This window comes from Bacillus sp. FSL W7-1346 (genome assembly GCF_038593335.1).
GTDB lineage: Bacteria > Bacillota > Bacilli > Bacillales > Bacillaceae > Bacillus > Bacillus altitudinis.
Genome location: NZ_CP151988.1, coordinates 2515186 through 2538330, shown reverse-complemented (window position 1 = coordinate 2538330; position 23145 = coordinate 2515186). Strand labels below are relative to the sequence as shown.

At 42.3% G+C, this 23145-nt stretch carries 23 protein-coding genes, 1 tRNA gene and 1 riboswitch; of the genes, 21 read left to right on the top strand and 3 right to left on the bottom strand.

The annotated features are described in order from the left end of the window. Nucleotides 1-3 precede the first annotated feature (3 nt). The 6 genes from NST09_RS13095 to NST09_RS13070 all read left to right on the top strand — a co-directional run bounded on the left by NST09_RS13095 (nt 4) and on the right by NST09_RS13070 (nt 7430). A complete protein-coding gene (locus NST09_RS13095; protein ID WP_035391188.1) occupies nt 4-777 on the top strand; it encodes an electron transfer flavoprotein subunit beta/FixA family protein in 774 nt (257 codons plus the stop codon). A 44-nt stretch (nt 778-821) separates the two neighbouring features. Next, nucleotides 822-1799, top strand: a complete 978-nt coding sequence (locus tag NST09_RS13090) for an electron transfer flavoprotein subunit alpha/FixB family protein (protein ID WP_081114429.1) — start codon at nt 822-824, stop codon at nt 1797-1799. 75 nt (nt 1800-1874) lie between these two features. Next, nucleotides 1875-3353, top strand: a complete 1479-nt coding sequence (locus tag NST09_RS13085) for an alpha-N-arabinofuranosidase (protein WP_058213897.1) — start codon at nt 1875-1877, stop codon at nt 3351-3353. A gap of 246 nt (nt 3354-3599) precedes the next feature. Next, nucleotides 3600-3914: a thioredoxin gene (trxA, locus tag NST09_RS13080; RefSeq protein WP_007501629.1), complete on the top strand. Its 315-nt coding sequence runs from the start codon at nt 3600-3602 to the stop codon at nt 3912-3914. A 137-nt stretch (nt 3915-4051) separates the two neighbouring features. Continuing rightward, nucleotides 4052-5824, top strand: coding sequence for an excinuclease ABC subunit UvrC (gene uvrC / locus NST09_RS13075; RefSeq protein ID WP_007501627.1), 1773 nt, complete (start codon nt 4052-4054; stop codon nt 5822-5824). 61 nt (nt 5825-5885) lie between these two features. Then, nucleotides 5886-6063, top strand: a riboswitch (Lysine riboswitch). Nucleotides 6064-6194: 131 nt separating this feature from the next. Beyond that, nucleotides 6195-7430 (top strand): aspartate kinase, encoded by a 1236-nt coding sequence (locus NST09_RS13070; RefSeq protein WP_007501626.1) that lies wholly within the window; start codon nt 6195-6197, stop codon nt 7428-7430. Nucleotides 7431-7598: 168 nt separating this feature from the next. On the opposite strand, the gene NST09_RS13065 is transcribed toward NST09_RS13070, so the two are convergent. Further along, nucleotides 7599-8042 carry a YslB family protein gene (locus tag NST09_RS13065; protein WP_008345974.1) on the bottom strand — a complete coding sequence of 148 codons (444 nt, stop codon included), beginning with the start codon at nt 8040-8042 and terminating at the stop codon, nt 7599-7601. A gap of 283 nt (nt 8043-8325) precedes the next feature. Here NST09_RS13065 and NST09_RS13060 point away from each other — a divergent pair, with 283 nt between their 5' ends. The 5 genes from NST09_RS13060 to NST09_RS13040 all read left to right on the top strand — a co-directional run bounded on the left by NST09_RS13060 (nt 8326) and on the right by NST09_RS13040 (nt 12869). After that, nucleotides 8326-8934, top strand: coding sequence for a succinate dehydrogenase cytochrome b558 subunit (locus tag NST09_RS13060; protein WP_007501622.1), 609 nt, complete (start codon nt 8326-8328; stop codon nt 8932-8934). A gap of 37 nt (nt 8935-8971) precedes the next feature. After that, the gene (sdhA, locus tag NST09_RS13055; protein ID WP_008345971.1) at nt 8972-10732 is read left to right on the top strand and encodes a succinate dehydrogenase flavoprotein subunit; all 1761 of its coding nucleotides are present in this window, start codon (nt 8972-8974) and stop codon (nt 10730-10732) included. Between the two features lies 1 nt (nt 10733). Further along, nucleotides 10734-11498, top strand: coding sequence for a succinate dehydrogenase iron-sulfur subunit (gene sdhB / locus NST09_RS13050; RefSeq protein WP_008345969.1), 765 nt, complete (start codon nt 10734-10736; stop codon nt 11496-11498). Nucleotides 11499-11621: 123 nt separating this feature from the next. After that, on the top strand, nt 11622-12080 hold the full coding sequence (locus NST09_RS13045; RefSeq protein ID WP_007501614.1) for a thioesterase family protein: 459 nt from the start codon (nt 11622-11624) through the stop codon (nt 12078-12080). 72 nt (nt 12081-12152) lie between these two features. After that, nucleotides 12153-12869 (top strand): biotin--[acetyl-CoA-carboxylase] ligase, encoded by a 717-nt coding sequence (locus NST09_RS13040; protein ID WP_019744098.1) that lies wholly within the window; start codon nt 12153-12155, stop codon nt 12867-12869. A 141-nt stretch (nt 12870-13010) separates the two neighbouring features. On the opposite strand, the gene NST09_RS13035 is transcribed toward NST09_RS13040, so the two are convergent. After that, nucleotides 13011-14141 carry a PrpF domain-containing protein gene (locus tag NST09_RS13035; protein ID WP_058336561.1) on the bottom strand — a complete coding sequence of 377 codons (1131 nt, stop codon included), beginning with the start codon at nt 14139-14141 and terminating at the stop codon, nt 13011-13013. Between the two features lie 135 nt (nt 14142-14276). Between NST09_RS13035 and NST09_RS13030 the strand changes: the two genes are divergently transcribed. From NST09_RS13030 to NST09_RS12985, 10 genes are all read left to right on the top strand, one after another. Next, entirely contained in the window at nt 14277-15137 is an 861-nt protein-coding gene (locus tag NST09_RS13030; protein WP_007501609.1) for a LysR family transcriptional regulator, read from the top strand. A gap of 155 nt (nt 15138-15292) precedes the next feature. Then, nucleotides 15293-16609 (top strand): citrate:proton symporter, encoded by a 1317-nt coding sequence (locus tag NST09_RS13025; protein WP_025207747.1) that lies wholly within the window; start codon nt 15293-15295, stop codon nt 16607-16609. Between the two features lie 206 nt (nt 16610-16815). Further along, nucleotides 16816-17040: a spore germination transcription factor GerE gene (gene gerE, locus NST09_RS13020; RefSeq protein ID WP_003184172.1), complete on the top strand. Its 225-nt coding sequence runs from the start codon at nt 16816-16818 to the stop codon at nt 17038-17040. A gap of 149 nt (nt 17041-17189) precedes the next feature. Further along, nucleotides 17190-17630: a MarR family transcriptional regulator gene (locus NST09_RS13015; RefSeq protein ID WP_007501606.1), complete on the top strand. Its 441-nt coding sequence runs from the start codon at nt 17190-17192 to the stop codon at nt 17628-17630. Between the two features lie 7 nt (nt 17631-17637). Beyond that, the gene (gene racE, locus NST09_RS13010; RefSeq protein WP_342493049.1) at nt 17638-18456 is read left to right on the top strand and encodes a glutamate racemase; all 819 of its coding nucleotides are present in this window, start codon (nt 17638-17640) and stop codon (nt 18454-18456) included. Nucleotides 18457-18557: 101 nt separating this feature from the next. After that, the gene (locus NST09_RS13005; protein WP_056705936.1) at nt 18558-19619 is read left to right on the top strand and encodes a GerMN domain-containing protein; all 1062 of its coding nucleotides are present in this window, start codon (nt 18558-18560) and stop codon (nt 19617-19619) included. A 151-nt stretch (nt 19620-19770) separates the two neighbouring features. Beyond that, the gene (gene rph, locus NST09_RS13000) at nt 19771-20499 is read left to right on the top strand and encodes a ribonuclease PH (protein ID WP_060781252.1); all 729 of its coding nucleotides are present in this window, start codon (nt 19771-19773) and stop codon (nt 20497-20499) included. A gap of 10 nt (nt 20500-20509) precedes the next feature. Beyond that, entirely contained in the window at nt 20510-21112 is a 603-nt protein-coding gene (locus NST09_RS12995) for an XTP/dITP diphosphatase (protein ID WP_123796452.1), read from the top strand. Nucleotides 21113-21126: 14 nt separating this feature from the next. Next, nucleotides 21127-21651 (top strand): metallophosphoesterase, encoded by a 525-nt coding sequence (locus tag NST09_RS12990; protein ID WP_008345914.1) that lies wholly within the window; start codon nt 21127-21129, stop codon nt 21649-21651. 120 nt (nt 21652-21771) lie between these two features. Then, a tRNA-Arg gene (locus NST09_RS12985) sits at nt 21772-21845 on the top strand. A gap of 164 nt (nt 21846-22009) precedes the next feature. Here the strand turns inward: NST09_RS12985 and NST09_RS12980 are convergent. Further along, nucleotides 22010-23059, bottom strand: coding sequence for a DNA cytosine methyltransferase (locus NST09_RS12980; protein ID WP_116307247.1), 1050 nt, complete (start codon nt 23057-23059; stop codon nt 22010-22012). Nucleotides 23060-23145 lie beyond the last annotated feature (86 nt).

The following is a 23145-nucleotide window of genomic DNA, read 5'->3' as shown; positions in this document are numbered from 1 at the left end:
TGAATGAATATTTTTGTTTTAATGAAGCGTACGTTTGACACGGAAGAGAAAATCTCTATTCAGTCTGGTGCTATTCAAGAAGATGGGGCAGAGTTCATTATTAATCCTTATGATGAGTACGCAATTGAAGAAGCGATTCAGCTTCGGGATGAGCACGGGGGAGAAGTAACGGTCGTGACAGTTGGCAATGAAGATGCGGAGAAACAGCTTAGAACAGCACTTGCAATGGGCTGCGATCAAGCCGTTTTATTAAATGTTGAAGATGATTTGGAGGAGTGGGATCAGTTTTCCGCTTCTACGATTCTATATCACTATTTCAAGGATAAAGAAGCTTCCTTGATCTTAGCAGGGAATGTAGCGATTGACGGCGGATCTGGACAGGTGGCCCCGCGTCTTGCTGAATTACTCGGCTTTCCATATGTCACAACCATTACAAGTATTCAAATCGACGGCGGCTCAGCTTCAATTGAGCGAGATGCAGAGGGTGATGTGGAAGTGATTTCTGCCGAGCTCCCGCTAGTGGTCACCGCGCAGCAAGGTCTCAATGAGCCTCGTTATCCATCGTTACCAGGCATCATGAAGGCAAAGAAAAAGCCTTTAGAAGAATTAGAATTAGACGATCTAGATCTAGATGAAGACGATGTGCCATATAAAATCAAAACAATTGAACGTTTCTTACCGGAGAAAAAAGAGGGTGGCAAGGTGCTGAGCGGCGAGCTTCAGGATCAGGTCAAGGAACTGACAGACCTGCTAAGAAATGAAGCAAAAGTCATCTAAACATCCACTTTACGATATCACGAGAACAAGGGGGAGCTTAAAGGATGAGTAAAAAAGTTGTTGTACTTGGAGAAAGTCGTGACGGTAAATTAAGAAATGTGACGTTTGAAGCGATTGCTGCCGCTCACGAGGTGGCTGATGGCGGTGAAGTGATTGGCGTTTTAATAGGGGATCACGTCAAAGATCAAGCGGATGAACTGCTTTATTATGGAGCGGATCATGTGATGATCGTCGAGCACCCGCATCTTTCTTGTTATACGTCTGATGGTTTTGCGCAGGCGCTTCAAGCAATATTAGATCAAGTCAATCCTGATGCAGTGCTCTTCGGTCATACATCGATCGGAAAAGACTTGTCACCAAAAATAGCTGCACGCCTGCAAACAGGCTTAATTTCAGATGCAATAGATGTAAGCGTTACCGGTGAACACCTTGTTTTCACTAGACCGATTTATTCAGGAAAAGCTTTTGAAAAAGTCATTTCAACAGATCGTCTGCTTTTGGCTACTATCCGTCCAAACAACGTGGCACCGCTGGAGCGTGATGCGTCACGCAGCGGAGAAGTGACGCCAGTTTCTGTCGATATTCAAAACCTAAGAACGATCGTGAAGGAAGTCATTAAAAAAACATCAGAAGGTGTAGATTTATCTGAAGCGAAGGTCATTGTCGCAGGAGGCAGGGGGGTCAAGAGCAAAGAAGGCTTTGAACCGCTGAAAGAACTTGCCCAAACGCTTGGCGCAGCAGTCGGTGCCTCGCGTGGTGCATGTGACGCTGACTACTGCGATTATGCCCTGCAAATTGGTCAAACCGGTAAAGTCGTCACACCTGACCTTTACATTGCCTGCGGGATTTCAGGGGCTATTCAGCATTTAGCCGGTATGTCCAACAGTAAAGTCATTGTTGCGATCAATAAAGACCCAGAAGCTGAAATCTTCAAAATTGCCGATTACGGTATAGTTGGTGACTTATTCGAAGTCGTTCCGCTTTTAAATGAAGAGTTAAAAAAGATGAATATCCATTCTTAACGCTCATACACTCAGAATGCCTAGGTATTCTGGGTTTTTTTGTATGTTATCACGAAACAAAGGAGCGGTTTACAAGTGAATGGAACAGTAAAAGTAAATGAAGTGATTGGACGCATTTCTAAACACATCTATGGACACTTTCAAGAGCATTTAGGAAGAGGAATTTATGACGGAATTTGGGTAGGGAAAGATTCAGAGATTGATCATGTTGAGGGGATTCGTACTGATGTGCTAAAGGCCCTTCAAGCGTTACATATCCCGGTGCTTAGGTGGCCGGGTGGCTGTTTTGCAGACGAGTATCATTGGGCAAACGGCGTCGGGGATCTGAGTGAACGAAAGCCGATGGTGAATACTCATTGGGGTGGCACCGTTGAATCAAATGCGTTTGGTACACATGAATTTATGAGACTGTGTGAATTACTTGAATGTGAGCCTTATATTTGTGGAAACGTTGGAAGCGGCTCTGTGCAAGAATTAGCAGAATGGATTGAATATATCACATTTCCTAAGGGGACACCTATGTCGGATTGGCGCATTCAAAATGGAAAACAAGAACCGTGGGAGCTGACGTATGTTGGTGTAGGCAATGAAAGCTGGGGATGTGGTGGAAATATGACGCCAGAGTATTATGCAGACTTATATAAACGCTACCAAACGTATGTGAGAGAATTTGCTGGTCAGCGCATTTACAAAATCGCATGCGGTGCGAATTCAAATGATGTGAATTGGACAAAAGTATTAATGGAGCGTGCAGCGCCTTGGATGGATGGGCTCAGTTTGCATTACTATACGGTCCCAGGAACATGGGAGAAAAAAGGGTCTGCGACCGATTTTGATGAGGATGAGTGGTTTACAACGCTGAAAAAGGCGTCTGAAATGGAGCGGCTTGTCGTGGAACACGGAAAAATCATGGATCGTTATGACCCAGACAAGCGAATCGGGATGATTATTGATGAATGGGGGACATGGTATGATCCAGAACCGGGGACAAATCCAGGGTTTTTGTATCAGCAAAACACATTAAGAGATGCTCTAGTCTGTGCCTTGCATTTTCATATTTTTCATCGCCATTGCCAGCGGATTCATATGGCGAATATTGCCCAGACCGTCAATGTGCTGCAAGCGATGGTGTTAACGCAGGACGAAAAGATGCTTCTGACACCTACCTATCATGTATTTCACATGTTTCAAGTACATCAAGAAGAAGAAGCGCTTGAAGTAGAATTGAATGCGCCTTCGTATGAACGCCGGGGTGAAAAAATCCCTCAAGTCAGTGTGTCAGCCTCGCGGTCATCTGACAAGATGCATATTAGTTTCTGTCATGTGAATCCCCATGAAAAAGCAGACGTATCTCTTGCGATAGAGGGAATCGATGCAAAAACGAAGGTCACTGGCCTTGTGCTGACAGCTGATCGGATGAATGCGCACAATACGTTCGATGATCCTCAATCCGTTCAGCCTGCGGACTTTCGGCAATTTGCTGTTAAGCACGGCGAGCTGACTATTGATCTGCCGCCTATGTCGGTTGTCATGTTGACCGTCGATCTGGCTTGATCGCATATTTCAATGTTTGATGAGAAGAATGTTGGGGCATCATACATTGTAAATGAAGCGGAAAGGGAGTTATGTCATATGCTTAGAACCATTCTGATGATCATTGGTGCGATTGTTGTTATTGGTGCGATTATACGGTTTGTTTTTTAATTCATTTCATAAAAAATGATTCGTAAGCATTTCATTCGCAAGTCACTTTGGTAGATGCTATACTAAAAAGCATAATTTACATTGGAGGAATGAATAATGGCAATCGTAAAAGCTACTGACGCAACATTTTCACAAGAAACTGCAGAAGGTGTTGTTCTTGCAGATTTTTGGGCACCTTGGTGCGGACCTTGTAAAATGATTGCTCCAGTTCTTGAAGAACTTGATCAAGAAATGGGCGACAAAATGAAAATTGTAAAAATTGATGTAGACGATAACCAAGAAACTGCTGGTAAATACGGCGTTATGAGTATCCCAACACTTCTTGTTTTAAAAGACGGTGAAGTCGTCGAAACGTCTGTTGGTTTCAAACCAAAAGAAGCACTAGCTGAGCTTGTAAACAAACATCTATAAACCGATCTATGCCCGCGTGGCATGATCTCAAAAAGCGGTTCTCGTATAGAGAGCCGCTTTTCTTTCATCGTGGTATAAAACAAATGTTCGTGATACACTAGAAGGAGTGAACGAGGAAAACAAGGACGGATGAAAATATGAACAAATTGATCAAAGAAAAGCTGTCAGTCTTACCTGATCAACCAGGCTGTTACTTAATGAAAGATAGACAAAATACGATCATTTATGTGGGAAAGGCAAAGGTATTAAAAAATAGGGTCCGCTCTTATTTTACAGGATCTCATGATGCCAAAACGCAGCGGCTTGTCAGTGAAATCGAAGACTTTGAATACATTGTCACCTCTTCAAATATTGAGGCACTTATTTTAGAGCTGAATTTAATCAAAAAATATGACCCGAAATACAATGTCATGCTCAAGGATGACAAAACGTACCCTTTTATTAAAATTACGAATGAACGTCACCCTAAGCTGATTGTCACCCGCAATGTGAAAAAGGATAAAGGGAAATACTTCGGTCCATATCCGAACGTACAAGCAGCAAGAGAAACGAAAAAGCTGCTCGATCGTTTATATCCACTTAGAAAATGTGCAACACTCCCTGACCGAGTCTGTCTTTATTATCATCTTGGACAATGTCTTGCTCCGTGTGTGTATGACATTTCTGAAGAAACGAATAAACAGCTCGTCGATGAAATCACAAGATTTCTAAACGGAGGTCATCAGCAAATCAAGAAAGAATTAACAGAGAAGATGCAAGAAGCGGCCGAACAATTAGAATTTGAGCGGGCAAAAGAACTGAGAGATCAAATCGCTTATATCGACTCAACGATGGAAAAGCAAAAGATGACGATGAGTGACTTATCCGATCGCGATGTATTTGCCTATGCTTATGATAAGGGCTGGATGTGTGTCCAAGTCTTCTTCATCAGACAGGGAAAATTAATCGAACGTGATGTCAGCCTATTTCCGATGTATCAAGACCCTGAGGAGGAATTTCTCACGTTTATGGGGCAGTTTTATGAAAAAAACAACCACTTTTTGCCGAAGGAAATTTTGGTGCCAGACAGCGTCGATCAAGAGATGATTGAGCAATTGCTTGAAACGAATGTTCATCAGCCGAAAAAAGGAAAGAAGAAGGATTTGCTTTTACTTGCCCACCAAAATGCCAAAATTGCACTCAAAGAAAAATTCTCGCTCATAGAGCGCGATGAAGAACGGACAATTGGTGCAGTGAAGCAGCTTGGTGATGCACTTAATATTTATATGCCATACCGGATTGAGGCATTTGATAACTCCAATATCCAAGGAGCAGACCCCGTATCCGCTATGGTTGTCTTCCAAGACGGGAAGCCGTATAAAAAGGAATACCGAAAATACAAAATTAAAACCGTTGAGGGGCCCGATGATTATGCTTCCATGCGTGAAGTCATTAGAAGGCGGTATACCCGTGTGTTAAAGGATGAACTGCCGCTTCCTGACTTGATTTTAATCGACGGAGGAAAAGGACAAATCAACGCGGCCATAGATGTGCTCGAAAATGAATTAAATCTGTCTGTTCCTGTGGCAGGTCTAGTGAAAGATGAAAAACACAGGACATCGAATCTGATGATGGGTGATACGCTTGAAATTGTTGCGCTGGAACGGAATAGTCAGGCCTTTTATTTATTGCAGCGTATTCAAGATGAAGTGCACCGATTTGCGATTAGTTTTCACCGGCAGCTGCGCGGGAAGAATGCATTCCAGTCTATTCTAGACGATGTCCCAGGTATCGGGGAAAAGCGCAAAAAGCAGTTACTTAAACATTTTGGCTCTGTGAAAAAGATGAAAGAAGCCTCTATCCAGGATTTTCAGGACGCTGGTATTCCGAAACAAACGGCTGAACTTTTAATGGAGGCATTAAAAAAATAGATTGTACTTTTTCCAAAAGTCTGTTAAGATGTGACTAATTTAATAAATGAACGTGTTGTTTGTTGAAGATAGAGGTGCGAACTTCAAGAGTAAGCCTTCAGAGATCGAGGGGATCTAGGAAGAGGGCTGAAAGGGGAGCGTCGCCGAAGTGAATAAAATCCACTCATTTTATTCGCTGGCTGTACATTGAAGAAATGTAGGGCTGTCAAGAATGTATTTCTTGGAGGGCTATCTCATTGTTTGCATCGTTTGATGATGATTTTAAAGCAATGGGAGATTTGTTCTCTCATTGCTTTTTTATTTGCAGTGACGAGAGCAGTCTCCGCAGCCTCTTCTCTCACACGTGATCTTTTGAAAAAGGGTGGTAGACATGGGACTAATTGTACAAAAATTTGGTGGAACATCTGTTGGATCGACAGAAAAAATTCGCAATGCCGCAGAGAGAGTCATCGCTGAACGCGAGGCAGGAAATGATGTGGTCGTGGTTGTGTCTGCGATGGGAAAATCAACGGATGTTCTAGTAGACCTAGCGAAAGAACTCACAGATGATCCAAGCAAAAGAGAAATGGATATGCTACTGACAACTGGTGAGCAGGTGACCATTTCATTATTAGCGATGGCACTGCAAGCAAAAGGTTATGATGCCATTTCCTTTACAGGCTGGCAAGCTGGGATGAAAACAGAGAAGGTGCACGGAAATGCAAGAATCGTGGACATCGATGAAGCAAGAATCAAAGAAGAACTGAGTGCGGGAAAAGTCGTCGTTGTAGCAGGTTTCCAAGGAATTGCGGATGATCTACATATTACAACACTTGGGCGTGGTGGATCAGATACGACAGCAGTGGCACTAGCTGCGGCACTCAAAGCGGACAAATGTGATATTTATACGGACGTACCAGGTGTGTTTACAACAGATCCTCGTTATGTGCCGTCTGCGCGAAAACTTGCAGGAATTTCATACGATGAAATGCTTGAGTTAGCCAATTTAGGAGCAGGTGTGCTGCATCCGAGAGCGGTCGAATTTGCGAAAAATTATCAAATCCCACTAGAAGTCCGTTCTAGTATTGAAAATGAATCGGGTACGTTAATTGAGGAGGAATCATCCATGGAACAAAATTTAGTTGTAAGAGGCATTGCATTTGAAGATCAGATGACACGCGTGACGGTATGTGGCCTTTCAAGCGGTTTAACAACGCTATCGACGATTTTTACGACACTTGCAAAGCAAAATATCAATGTCGATATCATCATTCAGTCTGTCACAAGCACCAATCAGACCTCCATCTCTTTCTCTGTGAAAACGGATGATTTGTCTAAAACAGTTGAAGTATTAGAAGAATACAAAGGTGCGCTTGGTTATGAGCAGATTGAGACAGAAAGCAAATTAGCCAAAGTATCTATCGTTGGCTCTGGTATGGTTTCAAACCCAGGCGTTGCGGCTGAAATGTTCGCTGTGTTAGCTCAAAAAGACATTCAAGTGAAAATGGTCAGTACGTCTGAGATCAAAGTCTCAACAGTCGTTGATCGTGAAGATATGGTGAAAGCGGTAGAAGCCCTTCATGATGCGTTTGAATTATCAAAGGTGAGCGCCGCTGCTCATTCTTAAATCTTTAAAAGAGGTGTATCCCATGAAAAGATACACCTCTTTTTTATATTGGAAATCATCAGCATATGAAGAAAGAAAAACATGCGTAAACCGGTACGCCAACTGTGCTATGATAGAAGGGTATATAAAAAAGGCGTGACACAAAGTCCTCGCCTTTCATAAGCAGTGTTAGCTAGGGTCTCTTAAATCCCATTTAACGGTTAAAATGACTTTATCAGCACGCTTTTTTACTTGTTCATAGGATTCAGCCACGTGCTCGTTGAGAAGCTGAATCTGTTCAGCGATAAAACCTGCTTCCATTTGAAAGCATGGCTCCTTTTGATAGCTGAGTCGATTCGATACAAGTGGACCTTCGAGCTCAAACTCAATTTCCTGTTTTTTAGAATGAACCATCGTGAGAGTTCCCCATCCGGCATCATGGAAAAATTCGGGGATCTTTTCCCATGACTCTTGAGGAAATTTACGAGCAAGCAGTTTACCCGCAAAATACATCATAGATGAATGATCCTGACCAAGAATGTCAGGCAGCAGAACTTCGCGTATCAGCTCGTAGGCAAATCCATTGACTTCAATTTCTTTTAGCTGTTCTAAGTTAGATTCGAATTTATTCATTGTATGGCTCCCCTCTTTCAACAATTTATTATAGCTTATGTGGGCATATGATGACAGAGTTTTCCCTGAAGTCTAAGAAATTCTTATTGTAGTAAAACGAATTTTGATTTAAAACTTTTAAATTTCGGAAAATTTTAATTTATGTACGCGGTTTCTTGACGCTTTTTTGACATAGGAGTAAAATGAAATTGTCAATAAATTTGAATAAAGTGCTTACAATTGAAAGAAGCGGGGGTAAGACAATTTTCAAGCAATTGCACTTTTTTTACTAGGGGGTAAAGTAATGTCGGGGAACAAAGAATTTTTTTATCGGAGATTGCATTCTTTGCTTGGCGTCATTCCGGTCGGTCTATTTTTAGTACAGCACTTAGTGATTAACCACTTTGCGACGAATGGACCAGAGGCGTTTAACAAAGCTGCACACTTTATGGAACAGCTTCCATTCAGATATGCACTTGAGCTGTTCGTGATTTTCTTACCACTGATCTATCATGCTGTTTATGGGGTGTACATAGCCTTTACGGCACAAAACAACACGTCTCGCTTCAGTTACTTAAGAAACTGGTTGTTCAGACTGCAACGGATTACAGGTATCATCACATTGATTTTTGTCACTTGGCACGTATGGGAAACACGCATTCAAGCGCAGCTTGGAGCTGAAGTAAACTATGACATGATGGCGAATATTTTAAGCTCTCCATTTATGCTAGGTTTCTATATTGTCGGCGTTTTATCTACTATTTTCCACTTTGCTAATGGCTTGTGGTCATTTGCTGTCAGCTGGGGAATTACAGTTTCACCACGCTCACAAAGAATCTCCACATATGTGACATTAGGTATATTTATAGCGCTTTCATATGTAGGGCTAAGAGCAATTTTCGCTTTTGTTTAAGAGGAAATAGATTAGTAGAAGAGGGAGAGGGGCTACAATGAGTAATTCTAGCATCATCGTTGTCGGAGGCGGCTTAGCTGGTCTCATGGCAACTATCAAAGCAGCAGAAGCGGGAACAGCTGTTAAACTATTTTCAATCGTACCTGTGAAACGTTCGCATTCTGTTTGTGCACAGGGCGGAATTAACGGAGCGGTCAATACAAAAGGTGAAGGAGATTCACCTTATGAGCATTTTGATGACACGGTATATGGCGGAGACTTTTTAGCTAATCAGCCGCCAGTAAAGGCAATGTGTGAAGCAGCGCCGTCCATTATCCACTTACTTGATCGTATGGGTGTAATGTTTAACAGAACACCAGAAGGATTACTGGACTTCCGCCGTTTCGGGGGAACACAGCACCACCGTACAGCATTTGCTGGTGCGACAACAGGTCAGCAGTTATTATATGCACTAGATGAGCAGGTTCGCCGCTATGAAGTAGCAGGGCTTGTGACGAAATATGAAGGCTGGGAATTCCTTGGTGCTGTCTTAGATGACGAGGAAGTATGCCGAGGCATTGTCGCGCAGAACTTGACGACAATGGAAATCGAATCCTTCCGTTCAGATGCTGTCATCATGGCAACAGGCGGCCCTGGTATCGTATTCGGTAAATCAACGAACTCCATGATTAATACCGGATCAGCTGCATCGATCGTTTATCAGCAAGGTGCGCATTATGCTAATGGAGAATTCATTCAAATTCACCCAACAGCGATCCCAGGAGATGACAAGCTGCGTCTCATGAGTGAATCAGCTCGTGGTGAAGGTGGACGTGTTTGGACATATAAAGACGGGAAGCCTTGGTACTTCCTTGAAGAAAAGTACCCAGCATACGGGAACCTTGTACCGCGTGACATTGCAACGCGTGAAATTTTCGACGTATGTGTGGAGCAAAAGCTTGGCATCAACGGAGAGAACATGGTGTACCTAGATCTTTCTCACAAAGATCCAAAAGAGCTTGATATTAAGCTTGGTGGAATCATTGAAATCTATGAAAAATTCATGGGTGATGACCCGCGTAAGCTTCCGATGAAAATTTTCCCGGCTGTTCATTATTCAATGGGCGGATTATGGGTTGATTATGATCAAATGACGAATATCAAAGGCTTGTTTGCTGCCGGAGAATGTGATTACTCTATGCACGGCGGAAACAGACTTGGTGCAAACTCATTGCTTTCTGCGATTTACGGCGGAATGGTTGCTGGACCAAATGCTGTGAAATACATTAGCGGTCTTGAAAAATCTGCAGAAGATTTATCATCGGCAACATTCGACAGTGCCGTGAAGAAAGAGCAGGAGAAATGGGACAACATCCTTAGCATGGATGGCACAGAAAATGCATATGTGCTTCATAAAGAGCTTGGAGAATGGATGACGGACAACGTGACAGTCGTTCGTTACAACGAGAAGCTCTTAAAAACAGATCAGAAGATCGAAGAACTAATGGAGCGCTATAAGCATATTAACATCAACGATACAGCTTCATGGAGCAACCAAGGCGCTGCCTTCACGCGTCAGCTTGACAACATGCTTCAGCTGGCACGCGTGATTACGATTGGGGCTTACAACCGGAATGAAAGCCGAGGCGCACACTATAAACCGGAATTCCCAGAAAGAAACGATGAAGAATTCCTAAAAACAACGATGGCTACGTTCAAAGGGAAAAACCAAAAACCTGCATTCCACTATGAGGACGTCGATGTATCGTTAATTGCACCTCGTAAACGAGATTACTCGAAGAAAAAGGTGGAGAAATAAGATGAGTGAAAAAAACACGATTCAATTTATTATCACACGTCAAGATACAGCAGATGGCAAGCCTTATGATGAGGAATTCGAAATCCCTTACCGTCCGAATATGAACGTCATTTCCGCACTCATGGAAATCAGACGTAACCCGGTCAATAAAAAAGGTGAAAAAACAACGGCTATTAACTGGGACATGAACTGTCTTGAAGAAGTATGCGGCGCTTGTTCCATGGTCATTAATGGAACGCCCCGCCAGTCATGTACAGCACTAATTGACAAGCTAGAGCAGCCGATCCGTCTTCAGCCAATGAAAACGTTCCCGGTTGTGAGAGACTTACAGGTTGATCGAAGCCGTATGTTCAATTCATTGAAAAAAGTCAAAGCATGGGTGCCGATCGATGGCACATATGATCTTGGACCTGGACCAAGAATGCCTGAGAAAAAGCGTCAATGGGCGTATGAGCTTTCGAAGTGTATGACATGTGGTGTCTGCCTTGAAGCTTGTCCAAACGTGAATGATAAGTCTTCCTTTATGGGCCCTGCACCGCTTTCACAAGTTCGTCTATTTAACGCACATCCGACAGGTGCAATGAATAAGTCTGACCGTTTAGAAGAAATTATGGGTGATGGCGGTCTCGCAAACTGCGGGAACTCTCAAAACTGTGTGCAGGCTTGTCCGAAAGGAATCCCGCTCACAACATCAATTGCAGCACTTAACCGAGATACAACATTACAAGCTTTCCGTAACTTCTTCGGAAGCGATCACGCAGAATAACATTACATTCAGTCCTCCTTGCCAATCATGATGAGTGTTTACAAGAGGCTGGATGCAAAAACATAACAAACGCCTCTTCCAATACGGGAGAGGCGTTTTGTTTGCGAATAAGGAGTGGATCAAATGAGGCTGCCGTCATATATTGAAGAACCGTTTGAAGAGTGGAGGGCATCGTTTCGATTTTATGTGGAAACAACCGTCCGTTTTTCAGAAACGGATATGTTTGGTCACATGAACAATGTCACCCCGTTTGTGTATTTTGAAGAGGCGCGGATTGCCTTCTTTCAAAAAACGGGAATTGTAGATAAACGAATGAAGCGAGCGAGAGAGACGATTACGGTCGTGGCAAACCTTCAATGTGATTACATCAAGCAAGTGGAAATCGGTGAGAGGCTGCGTGTGTATGTAAAGCCAGAAAAGGTTGGATCAAGCTCTCTCATCCTTCATTATTTAGGAGAAAATGAACAGCAAGAACCGTGTTTTACAGGCTCAGTCACGATGGTGCAAATAAGTAAAGACACCGGTGCCCCTGTACCGTTTACAGAAGAGGAAAAAGAGACTTTTCAGGCCCAGCGACATTAAAGAATCACGGGTAGATGCTTCATTTTGTTATAATAAAAGAATCATAATGAAGAAGAAACAAAAGGAGAGCACATGAAGATTTTTCAATACGACACCATTGATAGTACAAATAATGAAGCGAAAAGGCTTATTCAGCAAGGAGAAACCCCTTCATTTGCTGTGTATGCCCGGCAGCAGACAGCAGGGAGAGGCAGGCTTGGCAGACCGTGGGAAACGCCTACAGGGAATGTAGCTGTCACGATGACAGTAAAACCGCCAGTAGATATCTCCACCCAATCAACGATTGCCCCGCTGACGGCACTCGCCATTTATGATGTACTCAAACCACTCATGAGAGCAGAGGATCAACTGGCAATCAAATGGCCAAATGATCTATTGATTAATGAAGCGAAAGTATCTGGCACATTAATTGAAGCAGACCGCAGCGCCATTTACATCGGTGTGGGCATCAATGTAGAGACAAAGCCGGAGCACGTTCCGTATAAAACCGTTTGTCTATCAGAACTCACTGAGGTGAAAGCGGACCAGCTAGTGAAAGATCTGGTAGCGGCCTTTGAAAAATACCATGCACGCTGGCAAATGGAAGGATTTGAAGCCCTCACTGCCCTTTATAACAAACGATTATATCGGCTGAATCAACCGCTTCGTATTTCATTAGATCGTGAAAAGCAAACATGGCAGGAAGGAATTTGCTGTGGTGTGAACCGTTATGGTCATATTCAGTTAAAAGATGATCAAGGACATATAAAAGCCCATTCAGCAGGAGATATTGATGCACCGCCCAAGTAGACAATTTCTCGTTCGATTAGTGTCTAGAAAACCGTTACATTCGATGTTAGAACGGAGTGCTTTAAGATCTTTACACTGAAAAAAAGACAAAGAGCTAAAATCAGTTCATTTTAGCTCTTTGTCGACAAGATGACGTCTCATTTATGCTTCTTTTTTTATTTGAGGTTGAACCATGTAGTCTTTTTTTGTAAAGACCACTCCATCTAGGATTTCTCTTGCGGTTCGAATAACTTTGACTCTGTTTTCAGAGATGTCAATTTCAGTTTGCATAATACCAGCAGGATGCCCAATACGGAGGGTGTCATCTTTTCCTTGAAACAGCTGAGCTGGAAGCGTTTGATCCATGAAACAGCTGGCTGACACACAGACAGATCCGGTAATGGCAAGTGCTTGGTGCGGTCTTTGCATCGATAGCATCCGAACGATGATGTCCATATCTGCTGCTCTTCTCAATATTCCATTTGTATCTACATAATCAGCAGGCTCGCTAATAATTGCAAGCTTAGGAACAGCTGGAGACTGTAATGTGGCCAGTTCTTTTGGTGCGAAGTGACACATTTCAGCAGCGATGGAACGAATCTCTTCTAAATCATCCAGCAATTCGTCTGTAAACTCCTCAGGCAATTCAGTTCCTTTTAATTGAATATCTTTGGCACGGACAAAGGCGATTGGATTTGCAATGTCAACGATTGAGATCGGAATCTCTCCAAACTTTGTCTGGATCGTATCCATTTTGTTTCCAGTCGGAAAGGTTTTACCTGTGACAGCGCCTTCAGGTTTCTCAAAGGATAAATAAATGGGAGAACCTGTTCCTTTCACTCCTGGAATTTCTGCCTGTCCTTCAAATTTTACTTCTCCGTTCTCGACTTCTACCTCTGCCACAATGATTTTATTCGTGTTGGTATTCAGAATACGTACCGTTGTGACAGGTTCAACTGCTTGGACAAGTCCTTTAATGATGGCATACGGTCCAACTGCTGATGAGATATTCCCACAGTTTCCTTTAAAGTCGACAAATCTTTCATTGATGCTGACTTGTGCAAACGTATAGTTCACATCCACATCTGGACGAGTGGCTTTATCGATAATGGCCACCTTACTTGTTAAAGAATTACCGCCCCCGATTCCATCAACTTGCAGCCGGTCAGGGCTGCCCATAATGTCTAATAGAAATGCTTCGAGCTCATCGTGTTCGTAAGGTGCATCATTTGCTTGAATGAAGACCCCTTTGCTTGTACCGCCTCGCATGATTGTGATTGGAACTTTTCTCATTGCTCTCACCCTCAATTGTTTAGTTACTATTTATCTAATCAAAATGGTAAAGTATAATAAGAAATAAGTTAAATACATTATTTTAAGAGAAACCGATAAAATATTTTTATAACAAGGTCAAAAGGAGGGCACACAATGGATGAGAAAGATTGGCGGTTTTTAAAGGTGCTATATGAAGAGAAGAACATCACAAAAGCGGCAGAAAAATTATTTGTATCGCAGCCTGCCTTAAGTTATCGATTGAAACAGCTTGAAGAGGAATTTGACATGAAGCTTTTCTTTAAAAGAAAACGAGGCATTGAATTTACATCAGAGGGCGAATACTTGGCTAAATACGCAAATGACATGCTCAAGCAGCTCCAGCAAACGAAAGATGGCATGCTCAATATGCAAAAAAAGGTCAAAGGAACGATCAGGTTAGGGGTGTCGAGTAACTTTGCTCAATATAAACTGCCGGAAATTTTAAGAGAGTTTTCTAAGCAATATCCACATGTTCAATTTATGGTGAACACAGGATGGAGCACAAAAGTCATGGATTTATTAGGGACATCAAGTGTACATTTAGGGATTTTAAGAGGAGATTACGACTGGAATGGAGAGCGATTTTTGCTTGATAAAGAACGGCTTTGTATCATTTCAAAATCAGAAATACAGCTAAAGGACCTTCCGAAACTGCCGCTCATTGACTATCACACGGATAGTTCATTAAAACGATTGATTAACAGATGGTGGCAGGAGACGTTCACGATGCCTCCGCTTGTGACAATGGAGACAGACAGGCAAGATACATCAAAAGAGATGGTGAAGCATGGTTTAGGTTATGCCATTGTCCCGGAAATTTGCCTCAGACCAAGTGATGAGCTATTTGTAAAAGGTCTTTCGTATAAAGATGGACAGCCTGTTTTAAGAGATACATGGCTCATGTACCAACCGGATTCGCTTCATTTGTCTGTTGTGAAAGCATTCATTGAGTTTTTAAGAAGTCAGCAAGGCTAATTATAAAAAAAATTTATTGAATAGACGAAAAAATCGATATTTTCATTATAAAAAAAGCTATTATATCCTTGAAATAGAAAGCGCTAACATTTCGGGCCGCAAGTGCAAAAGGGGCGCTTGTGGATCGTGTAAAGAAGAGGATGGAGGGATATGAAGTGCTAGCTATTTTAGGGATCTTGATGGTCGTGACTTTTACATTTCTTATTATGACAAAACGTATGCATCCGGTGGTGGCTCTAACCGTTGTGCCAATCATCTTTGCATTAATTGGTGGATTTTACAGCGGATTAGGGGACATGATGCTTGATGGACTCAAGACCGTTGCACCATCTGCTGCTTTATTGTTATTTGCCATCTTATTCTTCGGTGTCATGCTGGATGCTGGATTGTTTGACCCGTTGATCAAACTGATTTTACGCCTTGTGAAAGGCGATCCGGTCAAAATTGCTTTTGGGGTAGCGATTTTGTCTATGCTTGTTGCATTAGATGGTGATGGAACGACAACGTACATGATTACCGTATCAGCTATGCTGCCACTTTTCTTAAGAATTGGGATGAACCCACTGATTTTAGGAACGATTTCATTATTATCACTAGGCATTATGAGTGGAATGACGCCTTGGGGCGGTCCAGCTACTCGTGCGATTGCTGCACTTGGTTTAGATGCAGCGGAATTCTTCATTCCATTACTCCCGACGATGATAGGGGGCGGTCTTTTTATCCTTTTTACAGCGTATGTTCTTGGAAAAAAAGAACGGAAGCGCATTGGGGTTGCCGAGATTCAGTATAAAGAAGAGGTCTCGATCTCTCCTGAATTGGCGGCATCAATTGAAGATGGCGTTGCAGATATGAAGAGACCAAACTTGATTTGGGTCAACTTCTTCCTGACGATTGCTGTCATGGTCACACTTGTATTGGATATCGTACCGATTCCTGTACTCTTTCTCATTGGCTTTGTCATTGCGCTTATGATCAACTATCCAAAAGTGGAAGATCAGCGTGAGCGGATTTTATCGCATGCAGGAAATGCTTTAACGGTCATTACCCTTGTGTTTGCAGCAGGAATTTTCACAGGCATTTTTTCGGGAACAAAAATGGTGGAGTCCATTGCTCACTTGGTCATTTACATGATTCCAGATTCATACAGCTCATTTTTTCCACTCATTGTCGCGTTGACGAGTATGCCATTTACATTTGTTCTTTCAAATGATGCGTATTATTTCGGGGTGCTGCCAATCTTAGCTGAAGCCGGCGCAGCTTACGGAATTGATCCAGTAGAAATTGCGCGCGCTTCTATTATCGGACAGCCTGTCCATTTACTGAGTCCGCTTGTGGCTTCCACATTACTACTTGTGAGTATGCTGAATAAAGATATCGGTGATTTGCAAAAGTACGCACTGTTATGGACCGTATTAACAGCCCTGTTTACAACACTTATTGCTCTTTTAACAGGAGCCATTTCGATATTTTAAAAGCTTGTTTGATCAAGGACGATGTCTCTATAGGGGACTCGTCCTTTTTTGTGCGGTTTGAAGGGGAGGAAATTGGACGCTCATCTACGGGAATTCTCGATTTTAACGTCACCTACCTCAAGTACCCGGCATATGATATCTCGACTATACAGAATCCCATTCTATAGAGACTAGAGCTCTCACCTTAGCAAGGAGGGTTACAATACTTGAAGGAGAAAGAGTTTCAATCCAAGCCGCTATTAACCAAAAGAGAAAGAGAAGTATTCGAATTGCTCGTCCAAGATAAAACAACAAAAGAAATTGCAAGCGAGCTTTTTATTAGCGAAAAGACTGTTCGAAATCATATTTCGAATGCCATGCAAAAGCTAGGAGTCAAAGGTCGTTCACAGGCCGTAGTCGAGCTTCTGCGTATGGGTGAGCTAGAGCTCTAACGTCAGCCGGTTTTCCTTCCGCACCAGGGAGGAGCCGGTTATTTCTATATCGTTTCCATGAGTCTCTTCTTGCAATTTCTTTGAAAAACGAGGAAAATAGGAATGTACGTTTTAATCAAAGTGAGATGCTATAGTGAGGTATCAATGAAATGGAAACGAATGAGTCAGGCCATGTTGCAGAAATTGAAAAATCATTGCGCCATATTGCTGCAATCATTAAGCAAAAAGGTAGAGAAATTCTGAATCAATATACGATTACACCTCCTCAATTTGTAGGGCTTCAGTGGCTTTATGAATTCGGAGATATGACAATAGGTGAGCTATCACAAAAGATGTATTTGGCTTGCAGCACGACAACCGATTTAATTGACCGAATGGAAAAAAGTGAACTTGTTGAACGGGTGAAAGATCCGTCTGACCGCCGCGTGGTTCGCATTCATTTATTACCTGAAGGTGAGCGGATCATTCAAGAAGTGATTGTCAAACGCCAAGAATACGTCAGTGAACTTCTAGGGGCTTTCTCAGAAGAAGAAGCCATCGTTTTCAACCAATCTTTAACGAAACTACAGCAGCAAATGAAAAGAAAATGAGGCGATTTTGTTGGATCAACCCATCGGCGTGATTGATTCCGGTGTAGGCGGTTTAACCGTTGCGAAGGAAATCATGAGACAACTGCCAAAAGAAAAGATTATTTATGTAGGCGACACAAAACGATGTCCATACGGCCCTCGAGCAGAAGAAGAGGTTCTTCAATATACATGGGAAATGGCACACTACCTATTAAGACATCACCATATTAAAATGCTTGTCATTGCGTGTAACACTGCGACGGCGATAGCACTTGATGAAATTAAAGCAACACTTGATATCCCGGTCATTGGCGTAATCCAGCCCGGAGCCCGCACAGCGATCAAGGTGACAAACAATCAGCATATTGGCGTCATCGGCACAGTCAATACGATCAAAAGTGAGGCCTATAAAGAAGCACTGCTTTCTTTAAAAGCAGGACTAACTGTTCAAAGTCTGGCATGTCCATTGCTTGTGCCATTTGTGGAAAGTGGTACGTTTTTAGATCATACAGCAGATGAAGTCGTAAAAGCTTCTCTTGAACCGATGAAAGAAACAGGCATTGATACGCTTATTCTTGGTTGCACACACTACCCGATTTTAAAAGAACCGATTCAGCGCTTTATGGGCAGTGGCGTCAACATCATTTCTTCAGGAGACGAGACAGCGAGAGAAGCGAGCACCATTCTTTCATATAAAGGGCTGTTAAATAATTCGAAGGAAGAACCTGTTCATACGATTTACACAACAGGGCAGCAACAAAACTTTCAAAACATCGCTCAAGACTGGTTCGGCTACCTGCCAGGAAAGGTCGAAACGGTTTCGCTTGAACACGTATATCAGCAATAACCTACTTCTCATGGAAGTGGGTTATTTTTTTATGAAAAGGGTCTAATCCTCTGAGGGAGCTCGTATACATACTAGTACAAACCACTAGAGGAGGGTGAAGTATGCTGAAAAAAGGAACTACAGCAGCTGTTACGTGTATTGCGTCAGCCATGCTTTTATCAGGATGCGGATTGTTTCAAACAGACCAAGCGAAAACAGAGATTGATCCACCACAAAATGTCACGTTTGTGAAAGAAAATAAAGAAGAGAAACAAACAGCGAAAGAAGGAAAAGAAGAGAAGCAAGCAGATACCGTCATGAGAGAATTATATTTAATTGATAAAAATGGATATGTTGTGTCTCAATCCATTCCGCTGCCGAAAAACGAAGGAAGTGCGAAACAAACACTTGAATACCTCGTAGACGGGGGACCGATTTCTAACCTGATGCCAAATGGATTCAGAGCCGTGCTGCCGGCGGACACGAGCGTATCTGTCGATATTAAAGATGGCACCGCGGTTGTTGATTTCTCAAATGAATTCAAAAACTATAAAAAAGAAGACGAACAGCGCATTTTGCAATCAGTCACTTGGACATTAACGCAGTTTGATTCGGTAGCGAAAGTCAAATTAAAGATGAATGGCCATGAATTAAAAGAGATGCCTGTGAATGGGACACCGATTTCAGATGATTTAAGCAGAGAGGACGGCATTAATATTCAGCACGAGGCTGCGGCTGATATGACATCAACAAAGCCTGTGACCGTCTACTATTTAGCTGAATCTGATGAACAGACCTACTATGTCCCGGTGACCAAAAGAGCACCAAAAGACGAGGATGATCCAATTATAGCAGCCATTGATGAGCTCGTCTCTGGGCCAAGCAAAACAAGCCAATTGCTGACAGACTTTGATCAAGATGTGAAACTCAATGATGTTCCGAAAGTAAAAGACGGTCATGTGACCCTTGATTTCAATGAATCCATTTTTGGCAGTGCAGATGAAAAGAAAAAAGTCATTTCACAAAAAGTTCTTGATAGCATTGTGCTGACATTAACAGAGCTGCCAGATGTGAAAAGCGTGTCTGTGAAGGTAAACGGAAAGGCAGAGCTTGTGAACGAAAAAGGAGCAGAGCTCACAAAGCCAGTTTCAAGACCAGAACAAGTGAATACAGGTAGTTTTTAACGTCACACATTGATATAATGGAGAAAAAGAGGCATGCACATTCGCTGCCTCTTTTTTATTCCAAGCGATTAGAACGGATCGAGGTTGTCAAAGTTAATAGGAGAACCCCGCTGACACCCGCGCGGAATGTATATTGTAACGGAGGTAAAACATGAGATTAGATGAAAGACAATACGACGAATTAAGAAAAATTGAAATACAGGCAGGCTATATTACGCACCCAGAAGGCTCTGTCTTAATCTCAGCGGGAAATACGAAGGTGATTTGTAACGCATCTATCGAGGACCGCGTACCTCCTTTTTTAAGAGGAGAAGGAAAAGGCTGGATTACAGCAGAATATAGCATGCTTCCAAGAGCAACAGCTCAAAGAACGATAAGAGAATCATCTAAAGGAAAAGTCACAGGACGTACAATGGAGATCCAGCGTTTAATTGGACGAGCTCTGCGCGCTGTCGTTGATTTAGAAAAGCTTGGTGAACGCACCATTTGGATTGATTGTGATGTTATTCAAGCAGACGGCGGAACACGCACAGCTTCTATCACAGGTGCATTTGTGGCCATGACACTAGCGATTCAAAAGCTTCAATCAGAAGGCGTTTTGAAAGAAAATCCGATCACTGATTATTTAGCTGCGATATCCGTCGGAATTGATTCTAAACAGGGACTTCTGTTAGATTTAAATTATGAAGAAGATTCTTCAGCTGAAGTGGATATGAATGTCATTATGACAGGCGCTGGACGCTTTGTTGAACTTCAAGGCACTGGCGAAGAAGCGACATTTTCAAGAGAACAGCTAAACGGACTGCTTGATTTAGCCGAAAAAGGCATCAAAGAATTAATTGAAAAGCAAAAAGCAGTGACAGGAGAAGTTACCGAATAAAGAGAAGGGTTTGATCAAGATGAAAACTGCCATCATCGCAACGCACAATGCGGGCAAAGCGAAAGAATTCAAAGCCATTCTTGAGCCAAAAGGATTCACGGTCAAAACACTAGCGGACATCGGATTTACAGAAGAGATTGAAGAAACAGGACATACCTTTGAAGAAAATGCGATCATCAAAGCTGAGGCCATTCAAGCCAAAGCAGGTGAAATGGTCATTGCAGACGACTCGGGTCTGTCGATTGATTACCTTGGCGGAAAACCTGGCGTCTATTCAGCGAGGTATGCGGGCGAGCATAAAGACGATGCCGACAACGTGGAAAAGGTGCTGAATGAGCTAAAAGGCATCGAAAAAGAAGACCGCACTGCTAGATTTAGATGTGCCCTGGCTGTCAGTATACCGGGCAAAGAGACTCAAACGGTAGAAGGATCAGTAGAAGGCTTTATCGCCGAAGAACCGATCGGCGAAAACGGCTTCGGATACGACCCAATTTTCATCGTCAAAGACAAAGACCAGACGATGGCGGAGTTATCACCAGAGGAAAAAAACAAGATCAGCCATCGAGCGGTCGCGCTTCAAAAGCTTTCATCACTGCTAGACGCAAATGAATAAGGGGGAATGAAGCCATGAAGATACTCATCATTAGTGACAGTCATGGACTCACAGACGAACTTCAAACCATTGCCAAACGGCATGCGGCTGAAGTGGACATGATGATTCACTGCGGAGATTCAGAACTCGAAACGAACCACCCAGCACTCGAAGGATACAAAGTCGTCAAAGGAAATTGTGACTTTATGGGCGATTTTGAAGAAGAGCTCCTGCTCCCACTCGACGGAGGCGGAAAACTATTTCTCACTCACGGACATCTGCATGGCATCAAACAATCCTTGCTCCAAGTCTACTACCGTGCAGAAGAGCTAGGCGCAGACATTATCTGCTTTGGCCACTCGCACATCCCAGGCAGTGAGCTGCTAAGAGGAAAACTGCTCATTAACCCAGGCAGTGTGCACCTGCCAAGAGTGCGCAAAGAGCGCAGCTATGCTATACTGACACTAGATGGAAGCGAAGCAAACGTACAGTTTTTCACGGACGAAGGTCACGTCATACAAGACCTCGAAAACACTGTCACATTGGAAGGTATTTCATAAGGGTGCACAATTTGCCCCTTATGAAAAAACTTTCGAAAAACCGTTGACTTTAAAGAACAATAGTAATATAATAAATCTTGTCGCTGAGGTAATACGCCACAGCACACTACATAACAACATGTCCCAGTAGCTCAGCAGGATAGAGCAACGGCCTTCTAAGCCGTCGGTCGGGAGTTCGAATCTCTCCTGGGACGTACTATAAAAAACCGTTGTTGATAATTAATGTCTACGTTTAAAATAAGCGCTGACCTTAATACATCAATAGCGGTTTTTTTGTCTATTCTTTTCAACAAAATGTATTAGAAACGTGAAATTGACTGTTAATAGACCTGATGTTAGCCACCAGATCTATTGATAATTAGAATTGAAAAGACAACTCGTTATTGTTATTAAGTTTAAGGTTATCATTTGCTAATAATACATTTTGAATAGATTGGGCAACATGCCAACCTAATACAGGGGGTACAGCATTTCCTACTTGTTTATACGTATATGTTCCAGCGCCTAGAAATTCAAAACTATCAGGGAAAGATTGTATTCTTGCACATTCTCTTACAGTTAATCTTCTCCAATAGGCCATATTTTCTGGTTCATCTTCATTAGTTGTTCTATAATGCGCTTCGATATTTCCGTGATGTTCTGCGCGGATTGTAATTGAAGGTGCATCAGCTTTTATCTGGGAGTTTCCTTGCATTCTTCTTCCAGGATAAAACTTAGCTTTTGATATTTGTGAATGATTATAGATTGTTTGATCTTCTTGCTTGTCCCATAAATCGTCAATCGCTTCTTTGGCTGTGATCCACCTATCTGTATGTGTAGGACAAGGTGGAATGTAATTTGCCTCTATATCTTCCCTTATACCCACAATAAATACACGTTTTCTAATTTGAGGAACACCATAGTCTGCTGCATGTAGGAGATGATGAGTGACATTGTAGTTAACTTGTGTGTCACCATCTGATATACTACTTAAATCATTTTTGATTGTATTTAAAACAATGCCTTTTTCCATATTCACTAACCCTTCTACGTTCTCTGCAACGAAGACTTTAGGCTGTATGTGTTCAATAACTCTTTTCATTTGAAGATAAAGTTTTCCTCGTTTAACAGTAATTCCACCTCTCTTACCGGCTACACTAAAATCTTGACAAGGAAAACCGCCAATCACCACGTCGGCTTCGGAAGGAATTGTTGTTTTTTCATTATCTAAAACTTCTTCTATTTTTCCGACATGAATATGATCACCGATATTTTTAGCATAAGTTTGTGTAGCTTGTAAAAAGAAATCATTTGCCCATATGATATCGAACATATTTTTTTCATAATTATTACCTAAGAAAGTGAAATCACCTTTAAAGCCTAAATCTAGACCTCCGCATCCACTAAAAAGTGATACTACTTTATACATATTCCCACCATCTTAAATTCAAATTTTTGTTATACTATTGTGTAAAGTGTATTTAGTATGTTTATATACAAATAGGCACCATAAAT

Coding starts and splice junctions, on each gene's coding strand:
- NST09_RS13030 (WP_007501609.1), top strand. CDS start 14,277: ATGGATGAGAAAGATTGGCGGTTTTTAAAGGTGCTATATGAAGAGAAG.
- uvrC (WP_007501627.1), top strand. CDS start 4,052: ATGAACAAATTGATCAAAGAAAAGCTGTCAGTCTTACCTGATCAACCA.
- NST09_RS13045 (WP_007501614.1), top strand. CDS start 11,622: ATGAGGCTGCCGTCATATATTGAAGAACCGTTTGAAGAGTGGAGGGCA.
- NST09_RS12980 (WP_116307247.1), bottom strand. CDS start 23,059: ATGTATAAAGTAGTATCACTTTTTAGTGGATGCGGAGGTCTAGATTTA.
- NST09_RS13040 (WP_019744098.1), top strand. CDS start 12,153: ATGAAGATTTTTCAATACGACACCATTGATAGTACAAATAATGAAGCG.
- NST09_RS13005 (WP_056705936.1), top strand. CDS start 18,558: ATGCTGAAAAAAGGAACTACAGCAGCTGTTACGTGTATTGCGTCAGCC.
- NST09_RS13065 (WP_008345974.1), bottom strand. CDS start 8,042: ATGAATAAATTCGAATCTAACTTAGAACAGCTAAAAGAAATTGAAGTC.
- rph (WP_060781252.1), top strand. CDS start 19,771: ATGAGATTAGATGAAAGACAATACGACGAATTAAGAAAAATTGAAATA.
- trxA (WP_007501629.1), top strand. CDS start 3,600: ATGGCAATCGTAAAAGCTACTGACGCAACATTTTCACAAGAAACTGCA.
- NST09_RS13090 (WP_081114429.1), top strand. CDS start 822: ATGAGTAAAAAAGTTGTTGTACTTGGAGAAAGTCGTGACGGTAAATTA.
- NST09_RS12990 (WP_008345914.1), top strand. CDS start 21,127: ATGAAGATACTCATCATTAGTGACAGTCATGGACTCACAGACGAACTT.
- NST09_RS13095 (WP_035391188.1), top strand. CDS start 4: ATGAATATTTTTGTTTTAATGAAGCGTACGTTTGACACGGAAGAGAAA.
- NST09_RS13070 (WP_007501626.1), top strand. CDS start 6,195: ATGGGACTAATTGTACAAAAATTTGGTGGAACATCTGTTGGATCGACA.
- NST09_RS13035 (WP_058336561.1), bottom strand. CDS start 14,141: ATGAGAAAAGTTCCAATCACAATCATGCGAGGCGGTACAAGCAAAGGG.
- NST09_RS13060 (WP_007501622.1), top strand. CDS start 8,326: ATGTCGGGGAACAAAGAATTTTTTTATCGGAGATTGCATTCTTTGCTT.
- NST09_RS13015 (WP_007501606.1), top strand. CDS start 17,190: ATGGAAACGAATGAGTCAGGCCATGTTGCAGAAATTGAAAAATCATTG.
- sdhA (WP_008345971.1), top strand. CDS start 8,972: ATGAGTAATTCTAGCATCATCGTTGTCGGAGGCGGCTTAGCTGGTCTC.
- sdhB (WP_008345969.1), top strand. CDS start 10,734: ATGAGTGAAAAAAACACGATTCAATTTATTATCACACGTCAAGATACA.